We start from the raw sequence: 23,621 nt of genomic DNA on the forward strand, positions 1-23,621 counted from the left end.
CAGGGGGTCGGGATTAACCTAGCTTCATTCCCGAATCAAGCCTGAATGGAGGCCCCCGATGAACCGCCTGATTGCAACTGCCATGCTCTTTTCCATTGCCGTCCTGTCCGGATGCGGCACCCACCACGCGGTGGAGTTGCGTCCCTACACCGCCGAAGAAACCCGCCAGTTGGCCCTGGAAGACCTGAATCGTCGCGGCTTGTCGTTTGACGAGTATCACGCTCGCAAAGCGCAGTTGCTGGCCAATCCGCAGATGCAGCAGGCGCGAGAGTTCGACGATCAGGGTGAGATCAGCGCTGACAACGGCGAGCTGCAACGTTCGCCGCAGAGCTGATGCCTGAGCTACAGATCAGCGTTTGCAAAAGGTATTCTCAACTGTACCGGTATAACTTTCAGTCAACTGTCCATGGGTTTAGAAGCGCTGCTTCGATAGGGTAGAAACCTGCCCTCGATACCCTGGACTGCGTCATGGCACTCTCGCTCGATCTTCTACTGGCCTTTGCGCTATTTGCATTTGTCACCTCGGTCACACCCGGCCCCAATAACATGATGTTACTGGCCTCGGGGGTGAACTTCGGGTTCAGCCGCACCATTCCCCACATGCTCGGGATCTGCATCGGATTCTTTCTGTTGGTGCTGGGCGTCGGTCTGGGGCTGGGCAGTGCATTCACAGCGTGGCCTGTCCTGTACACGATCCTGCGTTACGCTGGCGCGGCCTACCTGCTTTACCTCGCGTGGAAAATCGCTACGTCCGGTCCCGCCTCCGATTCGAAAGGGCAGCAGGGTGAGCCGCAAAGTTTCCTTGGCGCGGCGCTGTTCCAGTGGGTCAATCCCAAGGCGTGGATCATGGCCATCGGCGCGATCAGCACCTACACGCCCATGCAGGGCTATTTCACCAACGTCATCGTCATTTCGGCGGTTTTCGCGCTGATCAATCTGCCGAGCGTGGGTATCTGGGCGGGGTTCGGCAGTCTGCTACGCAATGTTCTGCGCGATCCTCTGGGTTTGCGGGTGTTCAACGGGGTCATGGCGGTGTTGTTGGTCGCGTCCTTGTATCCCTTGTTCGTGAATCACTCATAGGCCGGCCCCAAGGCGCCGACGCACCATCGGGTAGGAGCCAGCTTGCTGGCGATACATCCACCGCCAGCAAGCTGGCTCCTGCAGCGACTACAACGCCAGCTGCAAATGCCCCTCGGTGTCCCGACTACGGGCACGACGCCGATGTTCAAGCCCCAGCAGAAAATGTTCCAGTCCTTCGTGCAGCCGCTCTGCCAGCACTTCATCCAGTACGCCGCCCAGTTCACCCTCGCCATAGGTGACCTGACCATCGATGGCATACACCCCATGCAGCACTTCCTGCGACTTGAGCGCCGACAGCACCGGCTTGAGCGCATAGTCCACCGCCAGCATGTGCGCCATGCTGCCGCCGGTGGCCAGCGGCAGCACCACTTTGCCGTGCAGCGCGCGTTCGGGCAGCAGATCGAGCAGGGTTTTCAAGGCCCCTGAAAAGGAAGCCTTGTACACCGGCGTTGCGATCAGCAGACCGTCCGCCTGGCGAACGGCCTCTATGAAATCCTGAACCTGGGGGCTGTCGAATCGGGCGAACAGCAGGTCTTCGGCATTGAAGTCACGAATGCGCAAGGCCGTAACCGAGACGCCATGGTTCTGTAGCCAGCGACTGGCATGGGCGAGTACGACGCCGGAACGGGATTTGAGCGACGGACTGCCTGAAACGGATACGACAAGCATGCGAAATTCCTTGCGATGGGCCTGCCTGTACATAGCAGCTTGCGTGCCACCCCGGCAAAGGGGCGCGATCGCGACGGGTGCCCGGCATTCAGGCGCAGTTTGCGGGCTCTCCCAGTGTTGGTTGCTCTTCCTTTTGTTGATGCGCTGTTGCTGTAGCAACATTTGCAACTGTCGCCCGGGCAACAGCGGCGAGCTGCCCGCCCGGCAACACCGGCCTGAATCGCGGACAAAAAAATCCCCGCAAACGACCGCTTGCAGGGAGTTTTCGACGCTGATTACCGGATCAGTTGCGGAACGCCGCGCCGGTCTGGACTACGCTGGCCGAGCCCAGCAGTTGACTGATGAATCGACTCCAGCGCGTGATATTGGCGGGACCGACGAATACCACGTCCTGAGCCTTGAGTTCGAACTGGCCGGCCAGCAGGTAAGCGGTCGGTTTCTTGGCCTTGAGGTGGTAGACGGTGGACGTGGCATTGGCATGGTTTTCCGCGCCACGGATCACGTATACCGCATCGCCGTCGGCGCTGTCAGGGCTCAGGCCGCCGGAGTTGCCGAGCGCTTCGAGCAGGGTCACGCTGGTGGTGCCGAACGAGATCACCTGCGGGTTACGCACTTCGCCCAGCACGTAGATCTTGTTCTTGGAGTTGCTGTTGAGGTGCAGGTAGTCGCCGTCCTTGAGGAAGATCTTGCTCAGTTGCGAGCCCTTGCGGTTCAGCGAGTCGATGTCGATCAGGTAGTCTTTTCCATCGCGGCGCAAGGTCAGGCCGGCCAGGTTGGCGTCGGTCAGGTCGATCCCGGCGGTACTGATTGCCTGCACCAGGCTGAGCGGGATGTTGGTGATCGACTGCGGGCCCGGAGTCTTGAACGAGCCGGACAGCAGGACGCGCTGGCTGTTGTAGCGCAGCACTTTCACGTCCACCTTCACTTCGGTGTATTGCGGCGCCAGGCCCATGCGCAGTTGTTCACGGATCTGGCTGACGGTCTTGCCGCCGGCGCGGATTCGGCCCACGTACGGGAAGAACATGGTGCCATCGCTCAGCACCTCGCGGGTATTGGCGTCCAGCTGGTCCTGGGAGCCGGGAGCCGTCAGTTCCGGGTGCTCGAAAACGGTCACCAGCAAGGTGTCGCCAGGGCCGACCACGTATTCCGGAGTCTTGTAGTTGAGCAGTTCGGTGGGCAGGCCGTTGTTGTCGCTCAAGGCGCGCTGGCGTTGTTGTTGCAGGCTGGTGGGGGTGATGTCCACTACCTGGGCTTTGGGTTCATCCGGATCGGTCGCGGTGACATCGCCGGTGGTCATGTGCTGACCGGGGGCGAAGGCACACCCCTGCAGGATCAGACTGGAGAGCAGAGCGACAACTAGGGTTCGATTCATAATGAGTGTTCCTTCCTGAGAGGTGCGCATGGCACCGCAATGATTTCAATGCATCCCTTTTCCAACACCAATCCGGTTTCTTGTGTCTGTAACGTGCGCACATACCTCCCTCCGGGCAGGGTCTCCCGGAAATCGCTTGAGGAATCGGAAAATCAGAAGGCGTTCTTGTTGACGAAGCCTTTGAACAGCGTGAGCAGGATGATCTTGAGGTCCAGCCAGATCGACCAGTGCTCGATGTACTCCAGGTCGAACTCGACGCGCTTGCGCATCTTGTCCAGGGTGTCGGTCTCGCCGCGCCAGCCGTTGATCTGTGCCCAGCCGGTGATGCCGGGCTTGACCTTGTGGCGCAGCATGTAACCGCTGACCTGCTTGCGGTATTGCTCGTTGTGAGCCACCGCATGGGGGCGGGGGCCGACGATGGACATCTCGCCGCGCAGCACGTTGAAGAACTGCGGCAGCTCGTCCAGCGAGGTGCGGCGCAGGAAACCTCCCAGGGGCGTGATGCGCGAATCATTGCGGGTCGCCTGGCGAACCTCCGGGCCGTTTTCCTGGACCGTCATGCTACGGAATTTCCAGACCTCGATCGGCCGTCCGTCCAGCCCGTAGCGGCGCTGGCGAAACAGCACCGGGCCTGGCGAGGTCAGCTTGATCGCCGCGGCGATCACCAGCAGGGGAATGGCGATCATGGCCAGGATCACGCTCGACAGCACGATGTCCTCGGCGCGCTTGACCAGACTCCAGGCCCCGTCCATGGGCGAGTCGAAGATACTGATGCTAGCCAGCCCGTTGATGCTTTCGCTGCGGGCATGCAGCAGTTCGAACATGAATACGTCCGGGATCAGATACACCGACGCGGTGGTGTCAGAGAGGCCGGTGATCAGCTCGCGCAGGTGTGGCTCGGCGCTGAACGCCAGGGTGATGTAGACCTTGTCGATACGCCCGTCACGGGCATCGGCCACCAACTGTTGCAGATCGCCCAGCACCGGAATCCGTCGACCGTCGGCGTACAGGTCCATCTGCTTGGGATCGGTGTCGTAGAAACCCAGCAGGTTGAGACCCATCCACGGCGCGCTGGAGATCGACTGAGCCAGCCGCGCGCCGACCTGGCCGGTGCCGACGATCGCCACGCGACGGGTGTTGAAGCCGTGCCGGCGGAAGGTATGCAGAACCTGGCGGATCAGCATTCGATAGCCGCACAGCACCGCCAGCACCACGGCGAACCAGGCCATCTGGCTGTCGTCGGGTATCTGCTCGCGGTCGAACAGCAAGTAGTCCACCGACAACAGCAGGATGAACGTCAGTGCCCAGTAGTTGAAGACTTTGGTCAGTTCCCGGGTGATACGTTCGCCGCGCCAGGAGCCGTAGAGCTGGTGGAACTCGCTGATCCAGTGAAAGACCAGCACCGCGAGAATGATCTGGAACCAGGATTCGGCGCTGGTCAGCATCGTGTGCCGGCTCTGCCAATAGCCGACCGACACGATGACGGCCAGGTCCAGCAGCCGGTGCGCCACCGACAAGGCCGACTGGTGCGCATGAAGAATGCCGCGAACGGAAGTGCTCATGTCAAAGCTCGCTCAAACGGATTTGATGGGAACCACGCGGGGCGGCAGGTCGTCGGCGATCAGGTCGGGCGCGACCTGAGGCATCCAGTACTGTGAAGGCATGCGGGCCAGATGCGCGGCGGCCAAGCGGTCGTCCACGAACGTCCTGATTTCTTGCTCGAAGCGCTGCACGGAAAACCGTTCGGCATTGGCACGGCACGCCTGGGAGGAAATGCGTGCCTGGGCGGCTTCGAATTCCTGTATCGCCGCCGTCAGCGAAGCGACGCTCTGCTGGCTGTACAGCACACCGGTGGGCTGCGGATGATCCAGTCCGTGCACGGTTTCCAGCACGCCGCCCTTGCCGTAGGCGATCACCGGCGTGCCGCACGCCTGGGCCTCGACCGGGCTGATGCCGAAGTCCTCTTCGGCGGCGAAAACGAAGGCCTTCGCCGCGCGCATGTGCTCCAGCAGCACCGCCGACGGCTGATAGCCCAGCAGTGTAATGTTCGGCGCATGGCGGGCGATGGCCTGGGCCTTGGCCAGGTCCGGACCGTCGCCGATCATGACCAGACGCTTGTCCGGCATGGCGGCGAAGGCTTCGACGATCATCGGCATGCGCTTGTAGGGAACCATCCGTGAGGCGCAAAGGTAATAATCTTTGCGCGGTCCCTGAGCGGTGAACGACAGAGTGTCGACCGGTGGATAGATCACCGTGGATTCGCGACGGTAGGCCTTGTCGATGCGCGCCCCGATGAATCGGGAGTTGGCGATGAACGCATCGACCCCCGACGCGGTGCGCTGGTCCCACATGCGCATGTAATGCAGAACCATGCGCGCCAGCTTGCCCTTGAGGCCAGTCGCCATTCCCGATTCCAGCAAGTATTGGTGCTGCAGGTCCCAGGCATAGCGGATCGGCGAGTGCACATAGCTGACATGCACCTGGTCGGGGCCGGTCAGCACGCCCTTGGCCACGGCGTGACTGCTGCTGACGATCAGGTCGTAGCCCGACAGGTCCAGTTGTTCGATGGCCAGCGGCATCAGCGGCAGGTAGCGCTGATAGCTTTTTCTGGCGCCGGGCAGGTTCTGAATGAAGGTTGTCCTGGCAACCTTGCCGCCCAGATGGGCGCGGTCTTGATCGCTGAGAAAGTCGATGACGGCGAACAAATCCGCCTCGGGCCAGATGTTGATCAGTGATGCCAGTACGCGTTCGGCACCGGCATAGGTCACCAGCCAGTCGTGGACGATAGCAATTCTCATTGAAGTTCCTTGCGGTAAAGGCTCGCTCTACTACAGGCGCGGCAGATCGCGACTTGGCGCTGCTGGGTTGATTCAGGATTTGCTGGAAGGCGGTTGAGCGGCGGCACTTACCTTGGCGCCGGCCAAGGGTTTGGCGCCCAGGAGCGCGTCGAGGCGCTGCGACAGGCGCTGGGCCGACATATCCCAGGAAAACCGCTCCACGTTGTTCAGGCCGTGCAGTCGCAAGGCTTCGCGCAAAGGCTGGTCGGTCAGCACCCGCTGCATCGCGGCGGCCATGTGATTGACGTCCAGCGGATCGAAGTACAGCGCGCTTGCCTGCAACACTTCGGGAATCGACGCCGCGTTGGCAGCCACCACCGGGCAGCCGCAGGCCTGGGCTTCGAGCGGTGGAATACCGAAACCTTCGTATAGCGATGGAAACACGAACGCCGCGGCGCCCTGGTATTGCTCGATCAGTTCGGCATCGCTGAGGCGTCCGAGGAAGCGAATGCGCGGGTCACGGCAGGCCAGCCGTTGCAGGTCGGGGTTGGCGAAAATGTGCGTGGCGGCTCCGACGATGTGCAGTTGCAGGTCGGGAAACCCGCGCAGACTCAGAAACGCCTGGATCATCCTGTTGAAATTCTTGTGCGCGGCGGGAGAGGACACCGCCAGCAGGTATTGCGGGCCGTCGGGGCGTGGCGTCCTGGCCGTGAAACCCTCGCTGACCGCGGCATGCAGCACCAGAAACTTCTTTTCGTCGATGCCGTAGAACCGGGAGATTTCACCCTTGGAAAAGTTGCTGCAAGTGATCATGGTTTTGGCGCGCGAGGCCAGGATCGGGGTGATGGTGCGGTAGGCCATCCGGAACACCCGGGTGTAGCTCTGCGGATACCGCACATAGTTGATGTCGTGATGAGTGGCGACCTGATTGCGGTAGAACATCGGGCCGGTGCTGCTGATCGATATCAGCAGCGGGCTGCCACGCTGCTTCAGGTACAAAGGCAGATCGAGCTGCTCCCAGAGATGACCGCAGTTGCGGCCAATGCATTGCACGTCCAGAGCCTTGGCTGCGTCGTGCAGCTTGATCCCGTGAGGCGCGAGGCAGACGATATCGTCACGTATCTTCTTGAGCGACAGACAGATCTGCTCGGCGTAGCGCTGGACCCCGCTGATGTTCTGGGTCAGAAAACGTGCATTGATAAAGATCATCGGGCGCATCCTGCAAGGTAACGGTTGAAGGTTTCATCGGGGCTTGCATGGCGCGTCATGGTCCTGGCCCTTGTTGTTGTATGGCGAACAGCGCCGGGCGATTGCCCAGGCTGATGATTTTCGGGAAGTCGTCGATCGGGACCTGTGCCGAGCAGCGAGCGTCGTTGCAGGTCCACGCGATGTCGGTTTCGATCAGGCCGCGCTCCGGCTGGCCGGTATCGATCATTCGCACGTTGCCGCGTTGCACGCCCGCGGCCTCCACATGGGTCATCACCGGTTGCCCGGTCGTCCAGGCCACCAGAACCTGCTCGGAGCCGTGCGCGAAGCGCAGCAACCAGGTGCTGCCCAGTTCGCGACTCTTGCGGGCGTCATACTCGAAGTCCCGGACGGTTGCGCTGATCGCCTTGAGCACCAGAAATGATGGTTTAGGACTCAGGTCCTGCCGCAGCAGGCCGAAATTCTGCTGCGGGTCGTCCGGGTCGCTGCCTCTGTCGATCAGGCTCGACCACCACAAGCCCTTGATGTCCGGCACGGTCCGCGCCAGAAACAGGCTGCGCGCCAGAAATGCCGCTTGAGTGCGCTCGCTGACTCCGCACTTGCCGGCGTTGGTCGGCCAGCCCATCTCGGTCAGGTACAGCGGCACCGGACGCGTGGCCAGGGTCCGCAGGTCGGCGTTGAGCCACCGCAGCCAGGCAATCCACCGTTCCGGGGTGTGGCGCTGGTCATGGCGGCAGTGCACATAGGGATGCAGCGACAGGCCGTCGACCTGATTGAGCGTGCCGTTCTGGATCAGCCGGTCGGCGAAGCCCAGATCCATGCCGAGGCTGGTGACGGCGCCGGCCAGCACGGTCATCGGCCGATCCTGCTGGCGCAGATGAGCGACGGTGTCTTCCACCAGGTTGCTGTAGTCCTTGGCCGCCCAGGCATCGATAGGATTTTCCCGGTCCCATTCGTTCCAGATCTCATACAGATCGACGTTGTCGCGCAGTTCCCTGGCGACGAAATTCACATAGTTGCCGAACGCCTGGCGCACCACCGGTTGGCGGGGCTTGGCGTAGTTGTCGTAGAAGGGGCTGCCGTAGCCCAGCACCAGCAAGGGCCGCAGGCGGCGCTCTTTGGCCTGATCCAGATACAGGCGCCAGGCGGGCGGAATTCGCAGCGCCCCGCGCCGGGCCTCCACGCGGGCCCAGTAAGCGTCGTCCCTTACGGAACCGACGCCGGCGTCTTCGAGCAGTTTCAGAACATGAGCCGAAGCGCCTTCAGTGTTCATCAAATGGGTGTCGACACCGATGATGAAAGCCTCGTCACCCAACGCACAGTGGCTCCACCAGAGGCTCAATGACCCCGCCACGAGGGTTCGGCGCCACCGGCGCACGAGTTGCTTTAGCATGAATTGTCTCAATGAAGAGGCACGGTCCGGAGCGCTCGCTCACCAGGGGTACGGGCCGATGGAAATCGTGCAGTCCGGGCCAGTGGTCTCAGACCGGGTTCGACAGCGGGTGCGTGCCAGGCAGCGCGATTCGATCCAGCAGCGTCTGGGTGAAAATGCTTTCGTACTGGTCGAGCATCAGGTCCAGATCCAGGAACGAGGCCACGCTGCTGCGGGCCTGGGCAGTGAGCCGCGCCAGCAGCTGCGGTTGCTGATGCAGCCGGAGCATGGCCATCCCCAGCGAGTCGGGATCGTCCGGGCTGCACAGCAGACCGTTGAACTGGTCCTGAATGATTTCGGTCAGGCCGCCCATGCGGCTGGCAATGACCGGGCGCGAATGGGCGCAGGCTTCCACCGCGACCATGCCGAACGGCTCGTTCCACATTGATGGCACGATCGCCACGTCGATCTGGCTGTAGAAGTCCTGAGGCTTCTGGTAACCCACGAAGCTGATGTCCGGCGAAGTCGCCATGGCCTTGAAACGTTGTTCGTCTTCCACCTGACCGCGGCCGGCGATTTGCAAGGTGGCATCGCAGGGCAGGTGCTGGAATTGATCGATCAGCCAGCCCACCCCCTTGGGGTCCGACAGGGTGCCCAGGTAACCGAAGCGCAGCGGAGCCTGCGAGCGGGTCAGATCGCCACGCGCTGTGCCTCTGGCCGCGTTGGCCGGAGCGGCGTAGGGGCTGGCGTTGTGCACGACATAGCCGCGACTGCCCTTGAAATAGTCATGGGCCTGCAAAGTATCGAGCATGTAGCGGCTGACACCCACCACGCTGTCGACACGTGCCGAACGGTCGGCGTGTCCTTTGCGAAACCGCGAGCACAGCCCGCATTGCTGGCGGCAACCCTGGCCCTTCTTGAACATGGTGCTGCTGGGGCACAACAGGTACATATCGTGCAGCACTTGCACGATGGGCATGTCAGCCGCGGCGATTTCATCCCAGGCCGACACAGACCAGCCCGTCAGGTTGTGGCAGACCACCAGGTCCGGCTGTTCAAGCTCCAGCACCCGTTTCACCGGGCCACGCATGGCGTCGTTATAGCGATCGCGCAAGTGCCAGCCGAGCCGGGCCAGGCGGCCGGGACGCTGCGCGGTGAAATGCCAGTACAGATTGTGCAGGCCGGCGCGATAGACCTTGATCTGATCCACCGCGGTCATATGCAGGCCGGGCTGCGCAGAGGTCGCCAATACCGCCACTTTGTGGCCGCGTGCCTGGAGTCCTTCGACGGTGCGTTTGAGGATGATCTCCGCGCCGCCACCGATATCGGGCGCATAAAGGCTGCTGATGAAGAGGATTTTCATAGCGGGTATGACCTGTTCAGGCCGAGCACGCCGGCTTCGCCATCGCGGATGGCGGTTTCGATCAGGCTCAGGCGTTGGCCGGCGTCACAGCGTTTGGCAATCAGGCGCAGCAGGAGGAAGAACGTCCAGCGGTTGAGACGGTAGATCAGCGGCGAAGAAGCCCAGACGTTCTTGTCGAACCACGCCTGATTGCGCGCGCCGTAATAGGCTCGCAAATCCGAGCCGCCCAGCAGGTAGCTCTCGTAGACATTGCTGGTGCGCGCCTTGATGTTCCAGGAATCCTCCAGGTCGTCGAGCAAGGCTTCGGGCACCAGGAAAATCCGTCCGCCGGTGGCGGTGATGCGCCAGGTGTACTCACTGTCATCGGCATAGAGTTTGAGCGCGTCTAGCGGCAGGCCGATCCTCTTGTAGAGGTCGCGGTGGGCGAGCAGGCCGCCGTAGGTCGCGAAGGGCAGCTGGACCATCGGCGGGGTGGCCCCGGACTTCTGCGGACGCCCCCAGGGCAGTCGCCGCCAGATCTTGTACGGCAGCTGGGCGATATGAAAGCCGAAGAAACTCGAACGACGCTGGATCGCGAAACGCTCAGGGACACCGGCGGCGATATCCGCCTGGTGAGTCGGGCGAAAGCCCAGCACCGCGGCCTTGTCGCGACCGTCGATCTGCGCGCGCTGCTCCAGGCGGCGGTGCAGTACTTCGATGGCATTGATGGTAGGCGCGTTGTCGTCGTCCATCAGCCAGATATGTTCGGCGCCCGCGTCCAGCGCGGCCTGGATGCCCACCGAGTAGCCGTTCGCCGAACCGGTATTGTGTTCCAGATAGATGATCTGCACCTGGCCGGGCCACTTCTCGCACAGGTTGTGCAAAGGCGCGACCGAAGCGTTGCTGACGATGATCACCCGGTCGATCAGCGGGCTTTCCAGCGAACGGCTGACCAGGGTGTGCAGATAATTGAAACGGTCACCGTAGGTGAGCGTCACCAGGGAAGTTCGTTGAGTCATGGTGAAAGTCCGTCCTGGGTTGTCCTCGTTGCCCTGGCCGCCTGCGCGTCAGGCCCGTGCTTCCATGCGCACCAGACTGCCGATCGGCAGCACGACCTTTTGCTGGCGCTGCAACAGATTGAGCAGAATCACTGCGCGCTCGGTGCCGTCGGCGGCCAGGAAGATGGCTTCCACGTCACAGAACCCGTCGGCGTTGATCCGCACCACGTCGCCCTGGTTGAACACGGCGCGCGGGGCGGGTGCGCTCAGGCGCTGGCGAATCTGCTCAATCAGTTCGTCGCGCACCGGCACCGGCTGCCCGCCGAAGGTCACGATCCGGGCCACGCCCCGGGTGGAGCGGATCGGGTACCAGTTGTCGTGCACCTGATCCATGCGGATGAACAGGTAGCCGGGGAACAGCTCCTCTTCGGTCGAGCGGCTGCCGCGACGCGCGAGGGGGTCGCCCTTGAGAGGCCGGTAGCACTCGAACTGTTGACGTTCCAGGTGTTCCTGCGCCCGGGCTTCCTGGCGCGGTTTGGTCTGGATCAGGTACCAGCGAGCGGGGTTGTCATACATAGACATGTCGTCACTCCACGGCCAACTGCGAGGAAAGATTCTGGAGCGGCTCGCTGCCCATCGGCAGGTAGGAGTCGTTGGCGGCGGCGCTCTGGTCGGTGTTGCAGCAGTCGAGCAGTTGCTGGATACGCTCGACACTGTTGAACATCAGCACGTCGATGATCGACAGGTTCGGCACGAAGGGCCGGGAGAACTGGGGGTATTCGATCGGATCCATCTTGAAAAAGCGCAGCAGCAGACCATTGCGGGCGAAATGGTCACGGTCGTACAGCTCCAGGCCGCCCACCGAGTTCAGTACCGTGGTCGCTGACAGGGCGCGGGCGATGCGGATGACCCGATCCTGCTTGTCGACGCAGGATTCCAGACGAATGTCCGAGCCGCGCAGGATCGGGGTGACGATTTGCAGATAGGCACAGAGTTCGCGAATCGCGTTTTCGGCGTACAGCGCCAGGTTCAGTTGCGGGAAGCGGATCAGTCGTTCCACCAGCGGCATGACGTCGGCAAAGAACGGCGCCTTGCGGTAGTTCTGGCGGATCAGGTTGACGATTCGATTGGCCTCTTCGGGAAAGCCGTCGATCAGCTGCCGGTGCATGATCGGCAGTTCGAAGTGGTCTTTCTTGAGCGGAAAGGTGATCAGGCGCGGTTCGCCGTTGCACAGGATCCGGTTGCGGTTCACCCATCCGGCGCGGATGAACTGCAGGTCGTCGCCGAGCACGAAAACGTCGGCGGCGGCGATGAGTTGGAAATATCCCAGATAAGGAAAGAGATACGGCTGCATCATTGCTATGGTCCGGGCCATGTTGAGCTCCATTGATGGCGGGCGTGGGTTGCGGGTTGATCAGCCGCGGGTCATTTGCGAACCGGCTGGTAGTTGTAGCCGTAGGCCACGCAGTCGTATTCGGACGTGGACGCCTTGCGCTCGACCGCGTTGAAAATCGCGCCCTTGATCAGAATTCCGTTCTGACCGAGACGGCGCTTGCAGGCTTCGATTTCCTTGACAGTGGTCAGCCCGAAGCGGGCCACCAGCAGACAGGTGCCGGCCTGGCGACCGACCAGGGTTGCATCGGTGACCGCCAGAATCGGCGGGGTGTCGATCAGCACCAGGTCGTATTGCGGCGAAAGCTCGGTCAGCATCTTGTTGAAGTTGTCGTGCATCAGCAGCTCGGACGGGTTGGGTGCCGCGAAGCCGCAGGAGATGAAGTCCAGATGGCGGATCTGGGTGTGGTTGATCACCTCGGCCGGCTTGAGCCGCGCCGCCAGGGTGTCCGACAGGCCGTGCTTGGGTTGTAGGCCGAACACGCGGTGCAGATAGCCTTTGCGCATGTCGGCGTCGATCAGCAGCACGCGTTTGCCGGTCTGCGCGATGATCGCCGCCAGGTTGCTGGACACGAATGACTTGCCGGCGCCGGGGGTCGGGCTGGAAATCATCAGCACGTTGTTGCGTGCTTCGAGCATCGCGAAATGCAGGCTGGTGCGCAGACTGCGCAGCGACTCGATGGCCAGCTCGCTCGGCTCGGCGACGCTGAGCAGGGTCGACTGGTCCTTGCCCTTGGCGGTCTTCTCCAGACGATCCTGCACACGGGAGTAGGGCAGCGCGGCGTACACGGGCATGCCGATGTTCTCGATGTGTTCGGTGCTTTCGATGCCGCGGGAAAACGCCTGGCGGATGAAGATGACGATAACCGCCACCAGCGCGCCGAGCAGGGTCGCGAACAGCACGGTCAGTTTTTTCATCGGCTTGACCGGCTTCTCGACGTCGGTGTCGGCATTGTCGATCACCCGCACGTTGCCGATGCTGCCGGCGCGCAGGATGTCCTGTTCCTGGCTCTTGTTGAGCATCAGGGTGTAGGTCTGGCTGGTGACCTGCATGTCGCGGGTCAGGCGCAGCAATTCCTGTTGCGTCTGGGGCAGGGCTTCGATCTTCTTCAGCAGTCCCTGCTTCTGTTGCTCAAGCTGGTTCATCTGGTTGATCAGGCCGCGATAGGTCGGGTGTTCCGGGGTGTACAGCCGCTCGGTCTCGACCCGCTTGAGCTTGAGCTCGGAGAGCATCGAATCCAGTTTGACGACCTGGTCCAGCACGCCTTTGGTTTCGATACTCAGGTCGACCGATTTGGCGCTGGTCTGGAAGTTGTTCAAGGCCACTTCCGAGGCTTCCAGCTGCTTGCGTACCGCAGGCAGTTGCGAGCGCAGGAATTCCAGGCGCTGGGCTGCTTCGGCGGAGCTGCGCTCGACGTTCTGGCGCACATAAAGGCGGCTGACTTCGTTGAGAATGTGGTTGGCGCGATCCGGGTCCGGGTCTTCCAGGGACAGATAAATGATCCCGGAGTCCTTGCCGGCTTCGTTGATCTTGAGACGGTTCTGATAATCCAGCGCGGCGTTCAGGGTACGCAGCCGGGACAGGGTGAACTCGGTGCCGGGGCGGGCGATGAGCCGGGCGATCTGGACCTTGACGCCGTTGCCTTCGACGACGCGGTTGGTAGTGCCGCTCAGCAGCAGGGTGCGGTCCTTGTCGTACAGGGAAAAGGCTCCGGCCTTGCCGGCGACCAGCGTCAGGTTTTCGCCCAGCAGGTTTTCCGGCACGTCGAGCTGGAACACGTCGATGCGCTCGCCGCCCCAGGCGTACTGGTCCATGCCAAACCAGGGTTCGGCCAGCGCGCCTTCGTGCTCCGGCTGGAAGTTGCGGGACAGGTAAGGACCGATCACCGGGAACAGGTCGGGTTTCTGCACGATATTGAGCTTGAGATCGTCGACGACCTTGCCTAGCAGGGCGCGGGACTTGATCAGCTCGATTTCGGTGGTCGCCTGGGAGACCGACATCGGCTTGTTATTGACCTCCGGGATCCCTTCGATACCCACTTTCTTGGGCTCGATCTGGATCATGGCGTTGGCCTGGTAGATCGGAGTGGCGAGGATGGCGTAGGCCACGCCGATCAGGAAAAACAGGCTGACGATCGCGATGATCAGGCGCTTGTGGTCAAACAACACGCGCAAGATAGTTGCCAAATCGACCCGGGTATCCTGGTAGTAATCCAGTGAGGAACGGTTCATGACGGTCATTTATCTTGTTTCTCCGGACTGAAGATAAGGAAGCCAGTCGTCGACGCATCGCGACAGATGCTCGTAGGCCTGTTCGAAGGCCCGCCTGGGTCGCCGATACGGGTCGGCGATTTCCGACTTGTGTTGCCATTTACCGATCAGGAACGTTTTGCCACGCACTTCGGGCGCCAGTTGCATGATGTTGAGCAGATGCGCCCGCTCCATCAGCAGGATCAGATCGGCCTGGTGCAGCAGCTCCCGGTCCACCCGCCGCGCCGCGTGAGGCCTCACGGGTATCCGGTGCGCTTGCAGGACTTCGATGGCCAGCGGGTCCATCGGCGTGCCGGGCGTCGCGCCGATACCGGCCGAATGCACCTTCACGCCCGGCACCAGCAGCCGGTGGCGCAACAGTGCTTCGGCCGTCGGGCTGCGGCAGATATTGCCCACGCACACCACCAGCACATCACTGAACATGGGGTTTGCTGATCGCCGACATGAGGCGTCTGCTGAGGTTGACGCTGAAGTTGCGCGCCACCATCAGCAGGGTCTGGATCTTGTGCCGCGGCGCCAGGGCCGACAGCGACAATTCCACTGCCTGCATCAGGAAGTGCTCGTACAGCTCTTGATTGCCCAGGCGGTTGTAATAGTTGGCGAGGCTGGAGCAGGTCTGCAGGCTCATGTGCAGCTTGCGTTTGTCGCTGCGCATGGAAAAGATCCCGCCCGGATGCAGGCGATAGGCCGCCGGCTTGATCTCGGCCATGAACTTGCCCTTGCCGTATGCGCCCAGCAGCGACCACCAGCACAGGTCATTGAGCGGCGCGACCTCCATCTGCAGTTCCGGCGGCATGCTGCAGAACACATTGCGAAAGCAGGTGGTGAGCGTCGAAATCGGCCGGGCTTTCTGCAGTTCGAGGGCGCTGGCATCGGCGCGCAGTTTTCCCTGCAACTGCACGCCGTACTGGCCGTTGACGTCGAAGGAAATGGCGTCGTGGTAGGTCAGGACGTAGTCGGGATGGCTTTCCAGGAAGTCCACCTGCAATTGCAGCTTGCGCGGGTCGGTCCAGTAGTCGTCGGCTTCGCAGTAAGCGATGTAGCGGCCGCGCGCCTTGGCGAACAGGTTCGGCACGCACGGCTTGCCCTGCCGGTACTGGTTGACCTGCTGATAGAACGGGCGAATCAGGTCCGGATGGCGCTCGGCGTACTGGGCAATGATGCGCGCGGTGTTGTCGGTGGACGCATCGTCATGGATCAGGATTTCGAAATTGAAGCTGGTCTGCTGCGACAGAAATCCATCCAGAGTCTGAGCGACGAAGGCTTCCTGGTTGTAAGCCGGGCACACGATGCTCAGCAAGGGCGGTTGAGACGGGCGTTTGCCCAGAGTATTCGTGATGGCATCCATGGCTCAGGTACTCGGTTTGATAGAGATCTTCAGCGCCAGCGGCTTGTAGCTCGCGGCGACCAGCAACAGGGTGATCAGGCCGCTGGCCGCCAGCCCCGCCAGTACGGTCAGGCGGCTGTCGGTGGCGATCAGCCGGAATATCGGTTCGCTGAGCAGCGCGCCGACCGCGGTCATGGCGATGATCCGCAATACATCGCGCAACCACGGGCCGTGGACGCCGGGTGCCAGCCTTTGATGCACGATCATCGGCCACACCGCGAACGAAGCCGCGCGCAGGAAGAACCAGGCCAGCGCGGCGCCGTAGGCACCCTGGTAACGAATGGCAAGGAACATCACCGGCACGGTGACCAGCGCTGAAATCACGCTGTACCAGACATGCAGGCGCATTTGCCCGTAGGCGTATTGCAGATAGAACTGAAACGCGCTGGCGGCCATGATCGCGCTGCCCAGCGCATACCACGGCAGCACCGAGCGACTCCATTGGGCCGCGGCCTTATCCCCGGTCCAGGCAAAGACCAGCGGCTCGGCGTGCAGCGCGACGATCGCAGCCAGTGGGAACAGAAAGGTGCAGGTAAACCGGTGCGCCAGCAGATACAGGCTGTGCATGTCCTGCGACCTGCCTTCGGCGATCAGCACCGTCAGGCGCGGCAGCAGGGCCTGCACCAGCGGATTGGTAAGCATCAGGATCCCGGTGGTGATCAACGCGACCAGCGAGAAATAACCGTATTGATCCAGCGGCAGCAGTTCCGACAGCAAGACCTTGTCCAGCTGGGTCAGCACGATCCACAGCACGGCGGTCGACGACATGCTGGCGGCGAACGGCAGGATCGGCCTGACCAGTTGCCAGTCAAACCCCGTCAGCCAGCGGGCAAGAGGCATCTGCCGCCAGGCCCGTACAGCGAATATCAGGGTCTCGATCAGCCCGACCAGCACCTGGAAAGCGAAGAAGTCCCGCGGGTCTTGCGAGTACAGGCTGACCAGCAGCAGGCCGCCGAAGTAGCGCAGCGTGGCGATGAACACGTTTACGCCGTTGAGCCAGGCATGTTGTTCGAGCCCCTGAATGCCGCTTTTATAGAGCGTGGAATACAGGCGCAAGGCGATCACCAGGCCCATCAGGCCGATGCAATGGGTCAGCGTTGCGACGTCCAGCGTCTGCGCATTCAGCCAGTTCCGGGCGATCCAGGCGCTGGCGGCATAAATCGCCACGCAACTGGTCGCCGCCAGCGGAAAAAAGATGATCTCGAACGAGCGCAACAACCGCCCCAGGCTGCGCTCGGCGACAGGAACACCTTGCTGATGCGCCACGGCGCGCACCAGACTGGGCGAAAGGCCGGCATCCAGTAGCTGAAGCCAGGCCTGCATGACCGCGAAAAAGCCGATCAGGCCGTAGGCCTCCGCGCCGAGATGCCCGAGATAAAACGGCATGATCAGGATGCCTGACAGCAGGACGTAAGCCTGACCCAGGTAGTTGAGCGCGGTATTGCGGATGACGGACGCTTTGTTCTGCATGGCGTTATACGACCTGCGCCGGCGCCGGGACGTGGTAGCTGCGGCTGCCCAGGCTGCACTCTTCGATCAGCGTATGAATGATGCGGTCCTGATCTTCCACTTGCAGACCCGGGTAGATCGGCAGGCACAGGACGCGTTCGCTCAGGGCGCGGGAGACCGGCTGGCCGGGCTGCGGCTGGAGGTATTCGAGGGTGTCCAGCGACGGGTAGAAATAGCGACGAGGGTTGATGCCCCGCGCGTTGAGTGCCGTGCGCACCCGCAGCAGCTGCTGTTCGTCCTGCATGGCCACCGGGTAGTAGCTGAAATTGAGCTGGCTGTCGGGTTCGGCCTGCTGCAGATCGACGTAGTGCTCCAGTCGCGAGGTGTAGCGGTGGGCGATTTCCGCGCGCTCTTCGAGAATGTTCTCGATGTTGTCGAGGATGCACAGCCCCATGGCGGCCGAGAACTCGTTGAGCTTGGCGTTGATGCCGATGCCGTCGATCTTGTCCACGTCGGCGATGCCGAAGTTGCACAGCAGGTAGACGCGCCGCGCGAGCTCGTCGTCATTGGTGATGATCGCGCCACCCTCGATGGTGTGAAACAGCTTGGTGGCATGGAAACTCAGGGTGCTGATGTCGCCGCGATTGAGTACCGACTGGCCGGCATGGCGCACGGCGAACGCATGGGCGCCGTCGTAGACCACCTTCAGGTTGTGTCTCTGGGCGATCCGGTCGATGGCGTCCACGGCACAGGGATTACCGAACACGTGGGTGCCGACGATCGCCGAGGTGTTTTCGTCGATGCAGCGCTCGATGTTGTCCGGCGAGATGTTCCAGGTGATCGGATCGATATCGGCGAATACCGGGCAAATGCCTTCCCACTGCAGGGAACTGGTCGTGGCGACGAAACTGAAGGGTGTCGTCACGGCATTGCCGGTCAGGCCCAGCGCGCGGTAGGCAACCTGCAGCGCCAGCGTGCCGTTGTTGGTCAGAATGATGTGCTTGACGCCCAGATACTCCTTGAGGCGTTCCTGCAGTTCGGTCACCAGCGGGCCATGATTGGTGAGCCAGCCGCGCGAGTAGATGCCCTCGACATAGCGCTGGAACTTGTCGATATCACCCAGGTAAGTCTTGGTTACGTTAATCATCGAAGCCTCCATGTCTGCGTTGAATCGATCTTTGGCCAGGTGACTTCAAGGCTGGCGAGGTGTGGTTTCGGAAGCTGCAATGTTGGTCCGCGCGCTGCGGCGGGCGGCACGACGCTGGTTGAGGCCGAGAATCATCCGGGTGGCGGTGCTTCCGCTGTGCGGATCGCCGTAATGGAGAATCGCGGTGGCGCGCTTGAGATTCGGGCTGCAGGGCTGGTTGGCATGCAGGGTGCGGTAACCCCAGAACAGATAAATGTCGCCGGGGTTGAGCTTCAGCACTCGGGGCTTGGCCCAGCCGCGTTCGATGGCCTGGGAGGTCAGCCAGCGACTCACGCGGTTCTGCACCAGCGACTTCTCGATGACGTTGAGCACCACGTTGTCGCGGACCTTGCGCAGGTTGGGGAACAGCATCAGGTCACCGCATTCTTCGCCGTCGACCGGGATATGGATCGGGATCAGCGCGGTGACCAGGCTGGCGTCGTAGTGGAAGCAGTTGGACTCGCGCCGGCCGATGTCGCCTTGAACGCAGCGCAGCACCGGGAATATCTGATTGCTTGAGCTGGCGCGGCCAGCGGCGTGACGGTAGAGCTCGGACAGCAGTTGCTTGACGGTGGTGTCGGCCCAGAGACTTGCCAGCAGGCTCTCCGCCAGCGCCGTCTCGCCGTGATAGGCAAAGTACTCGCCGGGGTGACGTGCGGCGCGGCTGTCGGTGAAGTCGCGCAGCTGAGCCAGTTCGGCGGCGCTCAGGGCGTTTTCCAGCCTGGCGTAGCCGTGCATATCCATTTCCCGGGCGATGTCTCGGACGTGCTCTGGAGTGAAATCGGACAAAATGGGCATTCAGTTACACCTCGATGGGTTGAGAGGCGAAAAACCAAAAGCGATACGGCTGCCTGGTGTGTTGTTCGGCTTGCTGTTCGGGCACGCTACCGCCCGAATCGCTTCGATCCAGGCGCTTGCATCGATTCATCGTCGCAACCCACGTGCTTCCCTGAATTGGCACTGCAGAGCCTTGCGCCAGGCAAAGCTACCGCCATACCGAACACATTCGGTAATTCGAAATTTCAGGGAGTCAACGGACATCCGTCGGTACGTATAAGCACCGCGGATACAACTAACGTTATGGGTACAACGGAAAGGGTCACAGCGGACAACTACCTGCGCATTGCTCTTCGGCAGTGGCGTACAGGCCAGGAGGTGTCTGACACGCATATATATTGGTGGCGGCTGCGTTTCTGTCAAATTATTTCGTCAGCTTTCTGTTAAATTTTTGATAAATGGTGAGGGTGATTTTATAACTCATTGATTTTAAAGGGTGTCAAAAAAACATCGAGATGAGCAGAGCGCGCAATTGACGGTTTTCAGGCGGTTTTACAGGACAGCGCACAGTTGGCCGGTTCCGCCAGGCAGCCGCTTAGTTTATTTATCAATGCGCGCCGGATGAGCATTACATTCGCAGACAGCGTATTCGACAAAGATTCCTGAGTTGTCCGGGCGGGCGGCATGAGTGAATTAACCAGCGTCGGACATTTTTCCGGTGAACCCTGAACGGGTTTAACCCGTGAGTCGAGAATAACTTGGGGCGATGTGCCGCTGTGCGTATGCGATGCAAGCTGTACGGTTGCCCCTGTTGGGCAGGTGTTCCATTATCTGATCGGTCCCAGGACCAATTCCGGGTTAGCAGGAGTCTCGATGAATACACAATCCAGTGGCGGTGCCTTGACAGCCGAGCGTGTGGCGAAAACGCGCGCGCTCATGAGTCGGGAGAGGATCGACGCGTTTCTCGTGCCGTCGGCCGATCCTCATCTTTCGGAGTACCTGCCCGGCTACTGGCAGGGGCGTCAATGGTTGTCGGGGTTCCATGGCTCGGTCGGGACTCTGGTCATCACCCGCGACTTTGCCGGACTCTGGGCGGACAGCCGCTATTGGGAGCAGGCGACTCGTGAACTGGCCGGCAGCGGCATCGAGCTGGTCAAACTGATGCCCGGCCAGCCGGGCCCGCTGGAGTGGTTGGCGAGCAAAGCCACGGCGGACACGGTGGTAGCGGTGGACGGCACGGTGTTGGCGGTCGCCTCTTCACGGACGCTGGCCAGTGAGCTGTATGCGCGAGGCGCCCGGCTGCGCACGGATATGGACTTGCTCAACGAGCTATGGGTCGACCGTCCGGCCTTGCCGCTCAATCCGGTTTACGAGCATCGTGCGCCCCAGGCGTCCGTGTCCCGGGTGGAAAAGCTGGCGCGCTTGCGCAAGGTCATGGCCGAACGCGATGCGGACTGGCATTTCCTCGCGACCCTCGACGACATTGCATGGCTGTTCAACCTGCGCGGGTCGGACGTCTCGTACAACCCGGTCTTTCTGTCCTTTGCCTTGATCGGTCCGCACAGTGTCACCCTCTATGTCGATTCCAGAAAGATCGATGAGCAGCTGCGCCGCAGCCTGGAGCAGGACGGCGTGGTGGTGCTGGAGTACACGCAGATTGGCGCCGCGTTGCGCGAGGTACCGGGCAGCGCGCGCATGCTGGTCGATCCGGCGCGTGTGACCTGCGGCCTGCTGGATTACCTGGACAGTGAAGTGACCCTGTTGGAAGGGCTCAACCCGACCACGCTGTTCAAATCCTGCAAGACTGAAACCGACGCCGCGCACATTCGCCAGGCGATGGAGCAGGACGGCGCCGCGCTGTGCGAGTTTTTCGCCTGGCTGGACGGCGCTCTGGGAACCGAATCGATCAGCGAACTGACCATCGATGAAAAACTGACCCGGGAGCGTCAACGCCGGCCCGGCTACGTGTCGCCCAGTTTCGCGACCATCGCCGGGTTCAACGCCAATGGCGCCATGCCGCACTACCGCGCAACCGAAGCGGAGCATGCGCTGATCGAGGGCGATGGCCTGTTGCTGATCGATTCGGGCGGACAGTATCTGGGGGGAACGACCGACATTACGCGAATGGTCGCTGTCGGCAATCCGAGCGTGGAACAGAAGGGGGACTGTACGCGGGTGCTCAAAGGCTTGATCGCATTGTCCCGGGCCCGCTTTCCGACGGGGATACTCTCGCCGTTGCTGGATGCCATCGCCCGCGCGCCGATCTGGGCAGAAGGGGTGAACTATGGACATGGCACCGGCCACGGCGTCGGCTATTTCCTGAACGTGCACGAGGGGCCGCAAGTGATCGCCTATCAGGCGGCGCCGGCGCCTCAGACGGCCATGCAGCCGGGCATGATCACTTCGATCGAGCCGGGGACTTACCGGCCGGGGCGGTGGGGAGTGCGAATCGAAAACCTGGTGATCAATCAGCCGGCGGAGAAGACCGAGTTCGGCGACTTCCTCAAATTCGAGACTTTGACACTGTGCCCGATCGACACACGTTGCCTCGACGTTTCGCTGCTCAACGAGCAAGAGCGCAGTTGGCTCAACGACTATCACGGACACGTGAGAGAACGCCTGACTCCGTTGCTGGAAGGCCAGGCGCTGCGGTGGTTGCAGGACAGGACCGCGCCAGTCTGAAATAACGATGTAGTGCTGACGACCCGCAGCCCTAGGGCTGCGGTGCGTTTTCAGCGCCGGGCGCGCCTTTGCGGCAGACAATGATCATGCTTCGGCTGGTATAGCCTGCCGGATTAAGGCCGAACGGATAATCACCCGGCTCTTCCACGGCATCGCCGGATTTGGCGATCACCTTGTAGCGGCGCGACTCGCAGGCGCTCGACGCCAGGGTATAGCATTTGCTCCAGGAAGACGTCAGACCGGAGCAGTTGATGTGAACGCCGCGCTTGCCTTGCTGGATGGGTTTGGCCGTCGCGGCACAGCCCACGAGGCCCAGAACCACCATTGCAATAAAGATGTGCTTCATTCTTTTCCTTAGCTGGCAAATCAGTGCCACGCCATAATTCTTTCATCCATACATCATGCAACGGCTGTATCCGCTGTTCTCCCGATAAGGATAAGCCTGTGTTAAACATGGCCCAACCGGGTGACAAATGCTAGCCCCTTGTTCACTCCAAGAGACTGACCGGTCAGTCAGCAGGCATCAGTTGTGACTGAGGCGGCGCGCTCAGCGTGGTGCCGATCGACGCCACTATGATGGCTGTGATTGCCACCCACTGGGTGAGGCTCAGCACCTCCTGAAGAAACACGAGGCCCGAGAGCGCTGCGAAGACCGGTTCCAGGCTGGCCAGCATTCCAAAGGTCCGGGCGGGCATGCGCGTCAGCGCGATCATTTCCAGGCTGTAGGGAAGGGCGGTGGACAATATCGCCACGCCGATGGCGGCCGGAATCAGCGACAGGTCGAACAGGGCGGGGCCGGCGTGGACCAGTCCGATGGGAGCGATGAAGACGGCGGCGATCAGAACGCCTAGCGCGGCGGTCTGCACGCCGTGGTCGGCGCCGGCCTTCTGGCCAAACAGAATATACGCAGCCCAGCACACCCCGGCACCCAACGCATAGGCGGCACCTGTCAGGTCCAGCGGCGTGTCGGAGGCGCCGGTGGGAATCAACAGGATCAACCCTGTCGCCGCGAGCACGATCCAGACGAAATCGATCGCTTTGCGGGAGGCGGCCAGCGCGACTGCCAGCGGACCTGTGAACTCCAGCGCGACAGCGATACCCAGCGGGACTGTTCGCAACGACATATAGAAGAGGAAGTTCATGGCGCCCAGCGCAATACCATAGATAACGAGCGAGCGTAGGGATCCCGCCGTAAGACGAACTCGCCATGGCCTGAGAATGGCAAGCATGATCAGGCTGGCAAATACCAGCCTCAGAGTCGTCGTGCCCTGGGCACCCACGAGGGGGAAAAGGCCTTTGGCGAGTGAGGCGCCGCTCTGGATGGATGCCATGGCAATGATCAGCAGAAATAGCGGAAACATCAGTGAAGTGGGTGAGCGAGTCGAAATAGCCATGGTGAAGACGTCCAGTTGACAAAAGGCACAGCCCGGAAGCCGACGGGCATCCGCGATGGGCAATATACTGCACATTAACGGGTCGCCCATATAGGGGGAGGGGTGCGAATCAGGCTTTTGCACACAAATTGAAATAAAGGGTTGACGTGCCTCTCAATGTCTCTATAATTCGCCCCACTTCCGGCGCAGACGGAAACGAAAAAGCCTTCTGATTCAATGAGTTACAAGGTTTTGAAGTGAAGTCAGCGAAGAAGCAGCGTCGATCCG

Annotated in this window: 21 protein-coding genes; 3 read left to right on the forward strand and 18 right to left on the reverse strand. The window is 61.7% G+C overall.

Features of this window, described 5'->3' with window-relative positions:
• Positions 1 to 58: 58 nt before the first annotated feature.
• Entirely contained in the window at positions 59 to 334 is a 276-nt protein-coding gene (locus tag TRP66_RS23090) for a hypothetical protein (RefSeq protein WP_333407824.1), read from the forward strand.
• A gap of 134 nt (positions 335 to 468) precedes the next feature.
• Positions 469 to 1,080, forward strand: coding sequence for a LysE family translocator (locus TRP66_RS23095; protein ID WP_333407826.1), 612 nt, complete (start codon positions 469 to 471; stop codon positions 1,078 to 1,080).
• 87 nt (positions 1,081 to 1,167) lie between these two features.
• On the opposite strand, the gene ssuE is transcribed toward TRP66_RS23095, so the two are convergent.
• The 16 genes from ssuE to TRP66_RS23175 form a co-directional block, all read right to left on the reverse strand.
• Positions 1,168 to 1,749, reverse strand: coding sequence for an NADPH-dependent FMN reductase (gene ssuE / locus TRP66_RS23100; protein ID WP_333407828.1), 582 nt, complete (start codon positions 1,747 to 1,749; stop codon positions 1,168 to 1,170).
• A 283-nt stretch (positions 1,750 to 2,032) separates the two neighbouring features.
• Positions 2,033 to 3,121 carry a polysaccharide biosynthesis/export family protein gene (locus tag TRP66_RS23105; RefSeq protein ID WP_333407830.1) on the reverse strand — a complete coding sequence of 363 codons (1,089 nt, stop codon included), beginning with the start codon at positions 3,119 to 3,121 and terminating at the stop codon, positions 2,033 to 2,035.
• A 152-nt stretch (positions 3,122 to 3,273) separates the two neighbouring features.
• On the reverse strand, positions 3,274 to 4,683 hold the full coding sequence (locus tag TRP66_RS23110; protein WP_333407832.1) for an undecaprenyl-phosphate glucose phosphotransferase: 1,410 nt from the start codon (positions 4,681 to 4,683) through the stop codon (positions 3,274 to 3,276).
• A gap of 12 nt (positions 4,684 to 4,695) precedes the next feature.
• Positions 4,696 to 5,919, reverse strand: a complete 1,224-nt coding sequence (locus tag TRP66_RS23115; protein WP_333407834.1) for a glycosyltransferase family 4 protein — start codon at positions 5,917 to 5,919, stop codon at positions 4,696 to 4,698.
• A gap of 72 nt (positions 5,920 to 5,991) precedes the next feature.
• On the reverse strand, positions 5,992 to 7,107 hold the full coding sequence (locus TRP66_RS23120; RefSeq protein WP_333407836.1) for a glycosyltransferase family 4 protein: 1,116 nt from the start codon (positions 7,105 to 7,107) through the stop codon (positions 5,992 to 5,994).
• A gap of 55 nt (positions 7,108 to 7,162) precedes the next feature.
• On the reverse strand, positions 7,163 to 8,497 hold the full coding sequence (locus TRP66_RS23125) for a hypothetical protein (protein WP_333407838.1): 1,335 nt from the start codon (positions 8,495 to 8,497) through the stop codon (positions 7,163 to 7,165).
• 88 nt (positions 8,498 to 8,585) lie between these two features.
• Positions 8,586 to 9,839: a glycosyltransferase family 4 protein gene (locus TRP66_RS23130; RefSeq protein WP_333407840.1), complete on the reverse strand. Its 1,254-nt coding sequence runs from the start codon at positions 9,837 to 9,839 to the stop codon at positions 8,586 to 8,588.
• Positions 9,836 to 10,837 carry a glycosyltransferase gene (locus TRP66_RS23135; RefSeq protein ID WP_333407842.1) on the reverse strand — a complete coding sequence of 334 codons (1,002 nt, stop codon included), beginning with the start codon at positions 10,835 to 10,837 and terminating at the stop codon, positions 9,836 to 9,838. The genes TRP66_RS23130 and TRP66_RS23135 overlap by 4 nt, the downstream gene beginning before the upstream one ends.
• Before the next feature lie 48 nt (positions 10,838 to 10,885).
• A complete protein-coding gene (rfaH, locus tag TRP66_RS23140) occupies positions 10,886 to 11,398 on the reverse strand; it encodes a transcription/translation regulatory transformer protein RfaH (protein ID WP_333407844.1) in 513 nt (170 codons plus the stop codon).
• Between the two features lie 4 nt (positions 11,399 to 11,402).
• Positions 11,403 to 12,191: a WbqC family protein gene (locus TRP66_RS23145; RefSeq protein ID WP_333407847.1), complete on the reverse strand. Its 789-nt coding sequence runs from the start codon at positions 12,189 to 12,191 to the stop codon at positions 11,403 to 11,405.
• 50 nt (positions 12,192 to 12,241) lie between these two features.
• A complete protein-coding gene (locus TRP66_RS23150) occupies positions 12,242 to 14,449 on the reverse strand; it encodes a polysaccharide biosynthesis tyrosine autokinase (protein WP_333407849.1) in 2,208 nt (735 codons plus the stop codon).
• A complete protein-coding gene (locus TRP66_RS23155) occupies positions 14,450 to 14,902 on the reverse strand; it encodes a low molecular weight protein-tyrosine-phosphatase (protein ID WP_333407851.1) in 453 nt (150 codons plus the stop codon).
• On the reverse strand, positions 14,892 to 15,827 hold the full coding sequence (locus TRP66_RS23160; protein ID WP_333407853.1) for a glycosyltransferase family 2 protein: 936 nt from the start codon (positions 15,825 to 15,827) through the stop codon (positions 14,892 to 14,894). The genes TRP66_RS23155 and TRP66_RS23160 overlap by 11 nt, the downstream gene beginning before the upstream one ends.
• Before the next feature lie 3 nt (positions 15,828 to 15,830).
• The gene (locus tag TRP66_RS23165) at positions 15,831 to 17,336 is read right to left on the reverse strand and encodes a lipopolysaccharide biosynthesis protein (RefSeq protein WP_333407855.1); all 1,506 of its coding nucleotides are present in this window, start codon (positions 17,334 to 17,336) and stop codon (positions 15,831 to 15,833) included.
• Between the two features lie 4 nt (positions 17,337 to 17,340).
• Positions 17,341 to 18,462, reverse strand: a complete 1,122-nt coding sequence (locus TRP66_RS23170) for a DegT/DnrJ/EryC1/StrS family aminotransferase (protein WP_333407857.1) — start codon at positions 18,460 to 18,462, stop codon at positions 17,341 to 17,343.
• A gap of 45 nt (positions 18,463 to 18,507) precedes the next feature.
• Entirely contained in the window at positions 18,508 to 19,299 is a 792-nt protein-coding gene (locus tag TRP66_RS23175; protein ID WP_333407859.1) for a hypothetical protein, read from the reverse strand.
• 852 nt (positions 19,300 to 20,151) lie between these two features.
• On the opposite strand from TRP66_RS23175, the gene TRP66_RS23180 reads away from it, so the two are divergent.
• Positions 20,152 to 21,960: an aminopeptidase P family protein gene (locus TRP66_RS23180; RefSeq protein WP_333407861.1), complete on the forward strand. Its 1,809-nt coding sequence runs from the start codon at positions 20,152 to 20,154 to the stop codon at positions 21,958 to 21,960.
• A 31-nt stretch (positions 21,961 to 21,991) separates the two neighbouring features.
• Here the strand turns inward: TRP66_RS23180 and TRP66_RS23185 are convergent, their stop codons facing one another.
• Together TRP66_RS23185 and rhtA are read right to left on the reverse strand one after the other, a co-directional pair.
• Positions 21,992 to 22,306: a hypothetical protein gene (locus TRP66_RS23185; protein WP_333407863.1), complete on the reverse strand. Its 315-nt coding sequence runs from the start codon at positions 22,304 to 22,306 to the stop codon at positions 21,992 to 21,994.
• A 163-nt stretch (positions 22,307 to 22,469) separates the two neighbouring features.
• Complete coding sequence (gene rhtA / locus TRP66_RS23190) at positions 22,470 to 23,354, reverse strand: threonine/homoserine exporter RhtA (protein ID WP_333407865.1); 885 nt, start codon at positions 23,352 to 23,354, stop codon at positions 22,470 to 22,472.
• Positions 23,355 to 23,621 lie beyond the last annotated feature (267 nt).

The organism is Pseudomonas sp. JDS28PS106, assembly GCF_036706555.1.
Lineage (GTDB): Bacteria > Pseudomonadota > Gammaproteobacteria > Pseudomonadales > Pseudomonadaceae > Aquipseudomonas.

What these genes read in the sequence shown, in the direction of transcription:
- TRP66_RS23090 (WP_333407824.1), top strand. Translation starts at nt 59, where the DNA reads ATGAACCGCCTGATTGCAACTGCCATGCTCTTTTCCATTGCCGTCCTG.
- TRP66_RS23095 (WP_333407826.1), top strand. Translation starts at nt 469, where the DNA reads ATGGCACTCTCGCTCGATCTTCTACTGGCCTTTGCGCTATTTGCATTT.
- ssuE (WP_333407828.1), bottom strand. Translation starts at nt 1,749, where the DNA reads ATGCTTGTCGTATCCGTTTCAGGCAGTCCGTCGCTCAAATCCCGTTCC.
- TRP66_RS23105 (WP_333407830.1), bottom strand. Translation starts at nt 3,121, where the DNA reads ATGAATCGAACCCTAGTTGTCGCTCTGCTCTCCAGTCTGATCCTGCAG.
- TRP66_RS23110 (WP_333407832.1), bottom strand. Translation starts at nt 4,683, where the DNA reads ATGAGCACTTCCGTTCGCGGCATTCTTCATGCGCACCAGTCGGCCTTG.
- TRP66_RS23115 (WP_333407834.1), bottom strand. Translation starts at nt 5,919, where the DNA reads ATGAGAATTGCTATCGTCCACGACTGGCTGGTGACCTATGCCGGTGCC.
- TRP66_RS23120 (WP_333407836.1), bottom strand. Translation starts at nt 7,107, where the DNA reads ATGATCTTTATCAATGCACGTTTTCTGACCCAGAACATCAGCGGGGTC.
- TRP66_RS23125 (WP_333407838.1), bottom strand. Translation starts at nt 8,497, where the DNA reads ATGCTAAAGCAACTCGTGCGCCGGTGGCGCCGAACCCTCGTGGCGGGG.
- TRP66_RS23130 (WP_333407840.1), bottom strand. Translation starts at nt 9,839, where the DNA reads ATGAAAATCCTCTTCATCAGCAGCCTTTATGCGCCCGATATCGGTGGC.
- TRP66_RS23135 (WP_333407842.1), bottom strand. Translation starts at nt 10,837, where the DNA reads ATGACTCAACGAACTTCCCTGGTGACGCTCACCTACGGTGACCGTTTC.
- rfaH (WP_333407844.1), bottom strand. Translation starts at nt 11,398, where the DNA reads ATGTCTATGTATGACAACCCCGCTCGCTGGTACCTGATCCAGACCAAA.
- TRP66_RS23145 (WP_333407847.1), bottom strand. Translation starts at nt 12,191, where the DNA reads ATGGCCCGGACCATAGCAATGATGCAGCCGTATCTCTTTCCTTATCTG.
- TRP66_RS23150 (WP_333407849.1), bottom strand. Translation starts at nt 14,449, where the DNA reads ATGACCGTCATGAACCGTTCCTCACTGGATTACTACCAGGATACCCGG.
- TRP66_RS23155 (WP_333407851.1), bottom strand. Translation starts at nt 14,902, where the DNA reads ATGTTCAGTGATGTGCTGGTGGTGTGCGTGGGCAATATCTGCCGCAGC.
- TRP66_RS23160 (WP_333407853.1), bottom strand. Translation starts at nt 15,827, where the DNA reads ATGGATGCCATCACGAATACTCTGGGCAAACGCCCGTCTCAACCGCCC.
- TRP66_RS23165 (WP_333407855.1), bottom strand. Translation starts at nt 17,336, where the DNA reads ATGCAGAACAAAGCGTCCGTCATCCGCAATACCGCGCTCAACTACCTG.
- TRP66_RS23170 (WP_333407857.1), bottom strand. Translation starts at nt 18,462, where the DNA reads ATGATTAACGTAACCAAGACTTACCTGGGTGATATCGACAAGTTCCAG.
- TRP66_RS23175 (WP_333407859.1), bottom strand. Translation starts at nt 19,299, where the DNA reads ATGCCCATTTTGTCCGATTTCACTCCAGAGCACGTCCGAGACATCGCC.
- TRP66_RS23180 (WP_333407861.1), top strand. Translation starts at nt 20,152, where the DNA reads ATGAATACACAATCCAGTGGCGGTGCCTTGACAGCCGAGCGTGTGGCG.
- TRP66_RS23185 (WP_333407863.1), bottom strand. Translation starts at nt 22,306, where the DNA reads ATGAAGCACATCTTTATTGCAATGGTGGTTCTGGGCCTCGTGGGCTGT.
- rhtA (WP_333407865.1), bottom strand. Translation starts at nt 23,354, where the DNA reads ATGGCTATTTCGACTCGCTCACCCACTTCACTGATGTTTCCGCTATTT.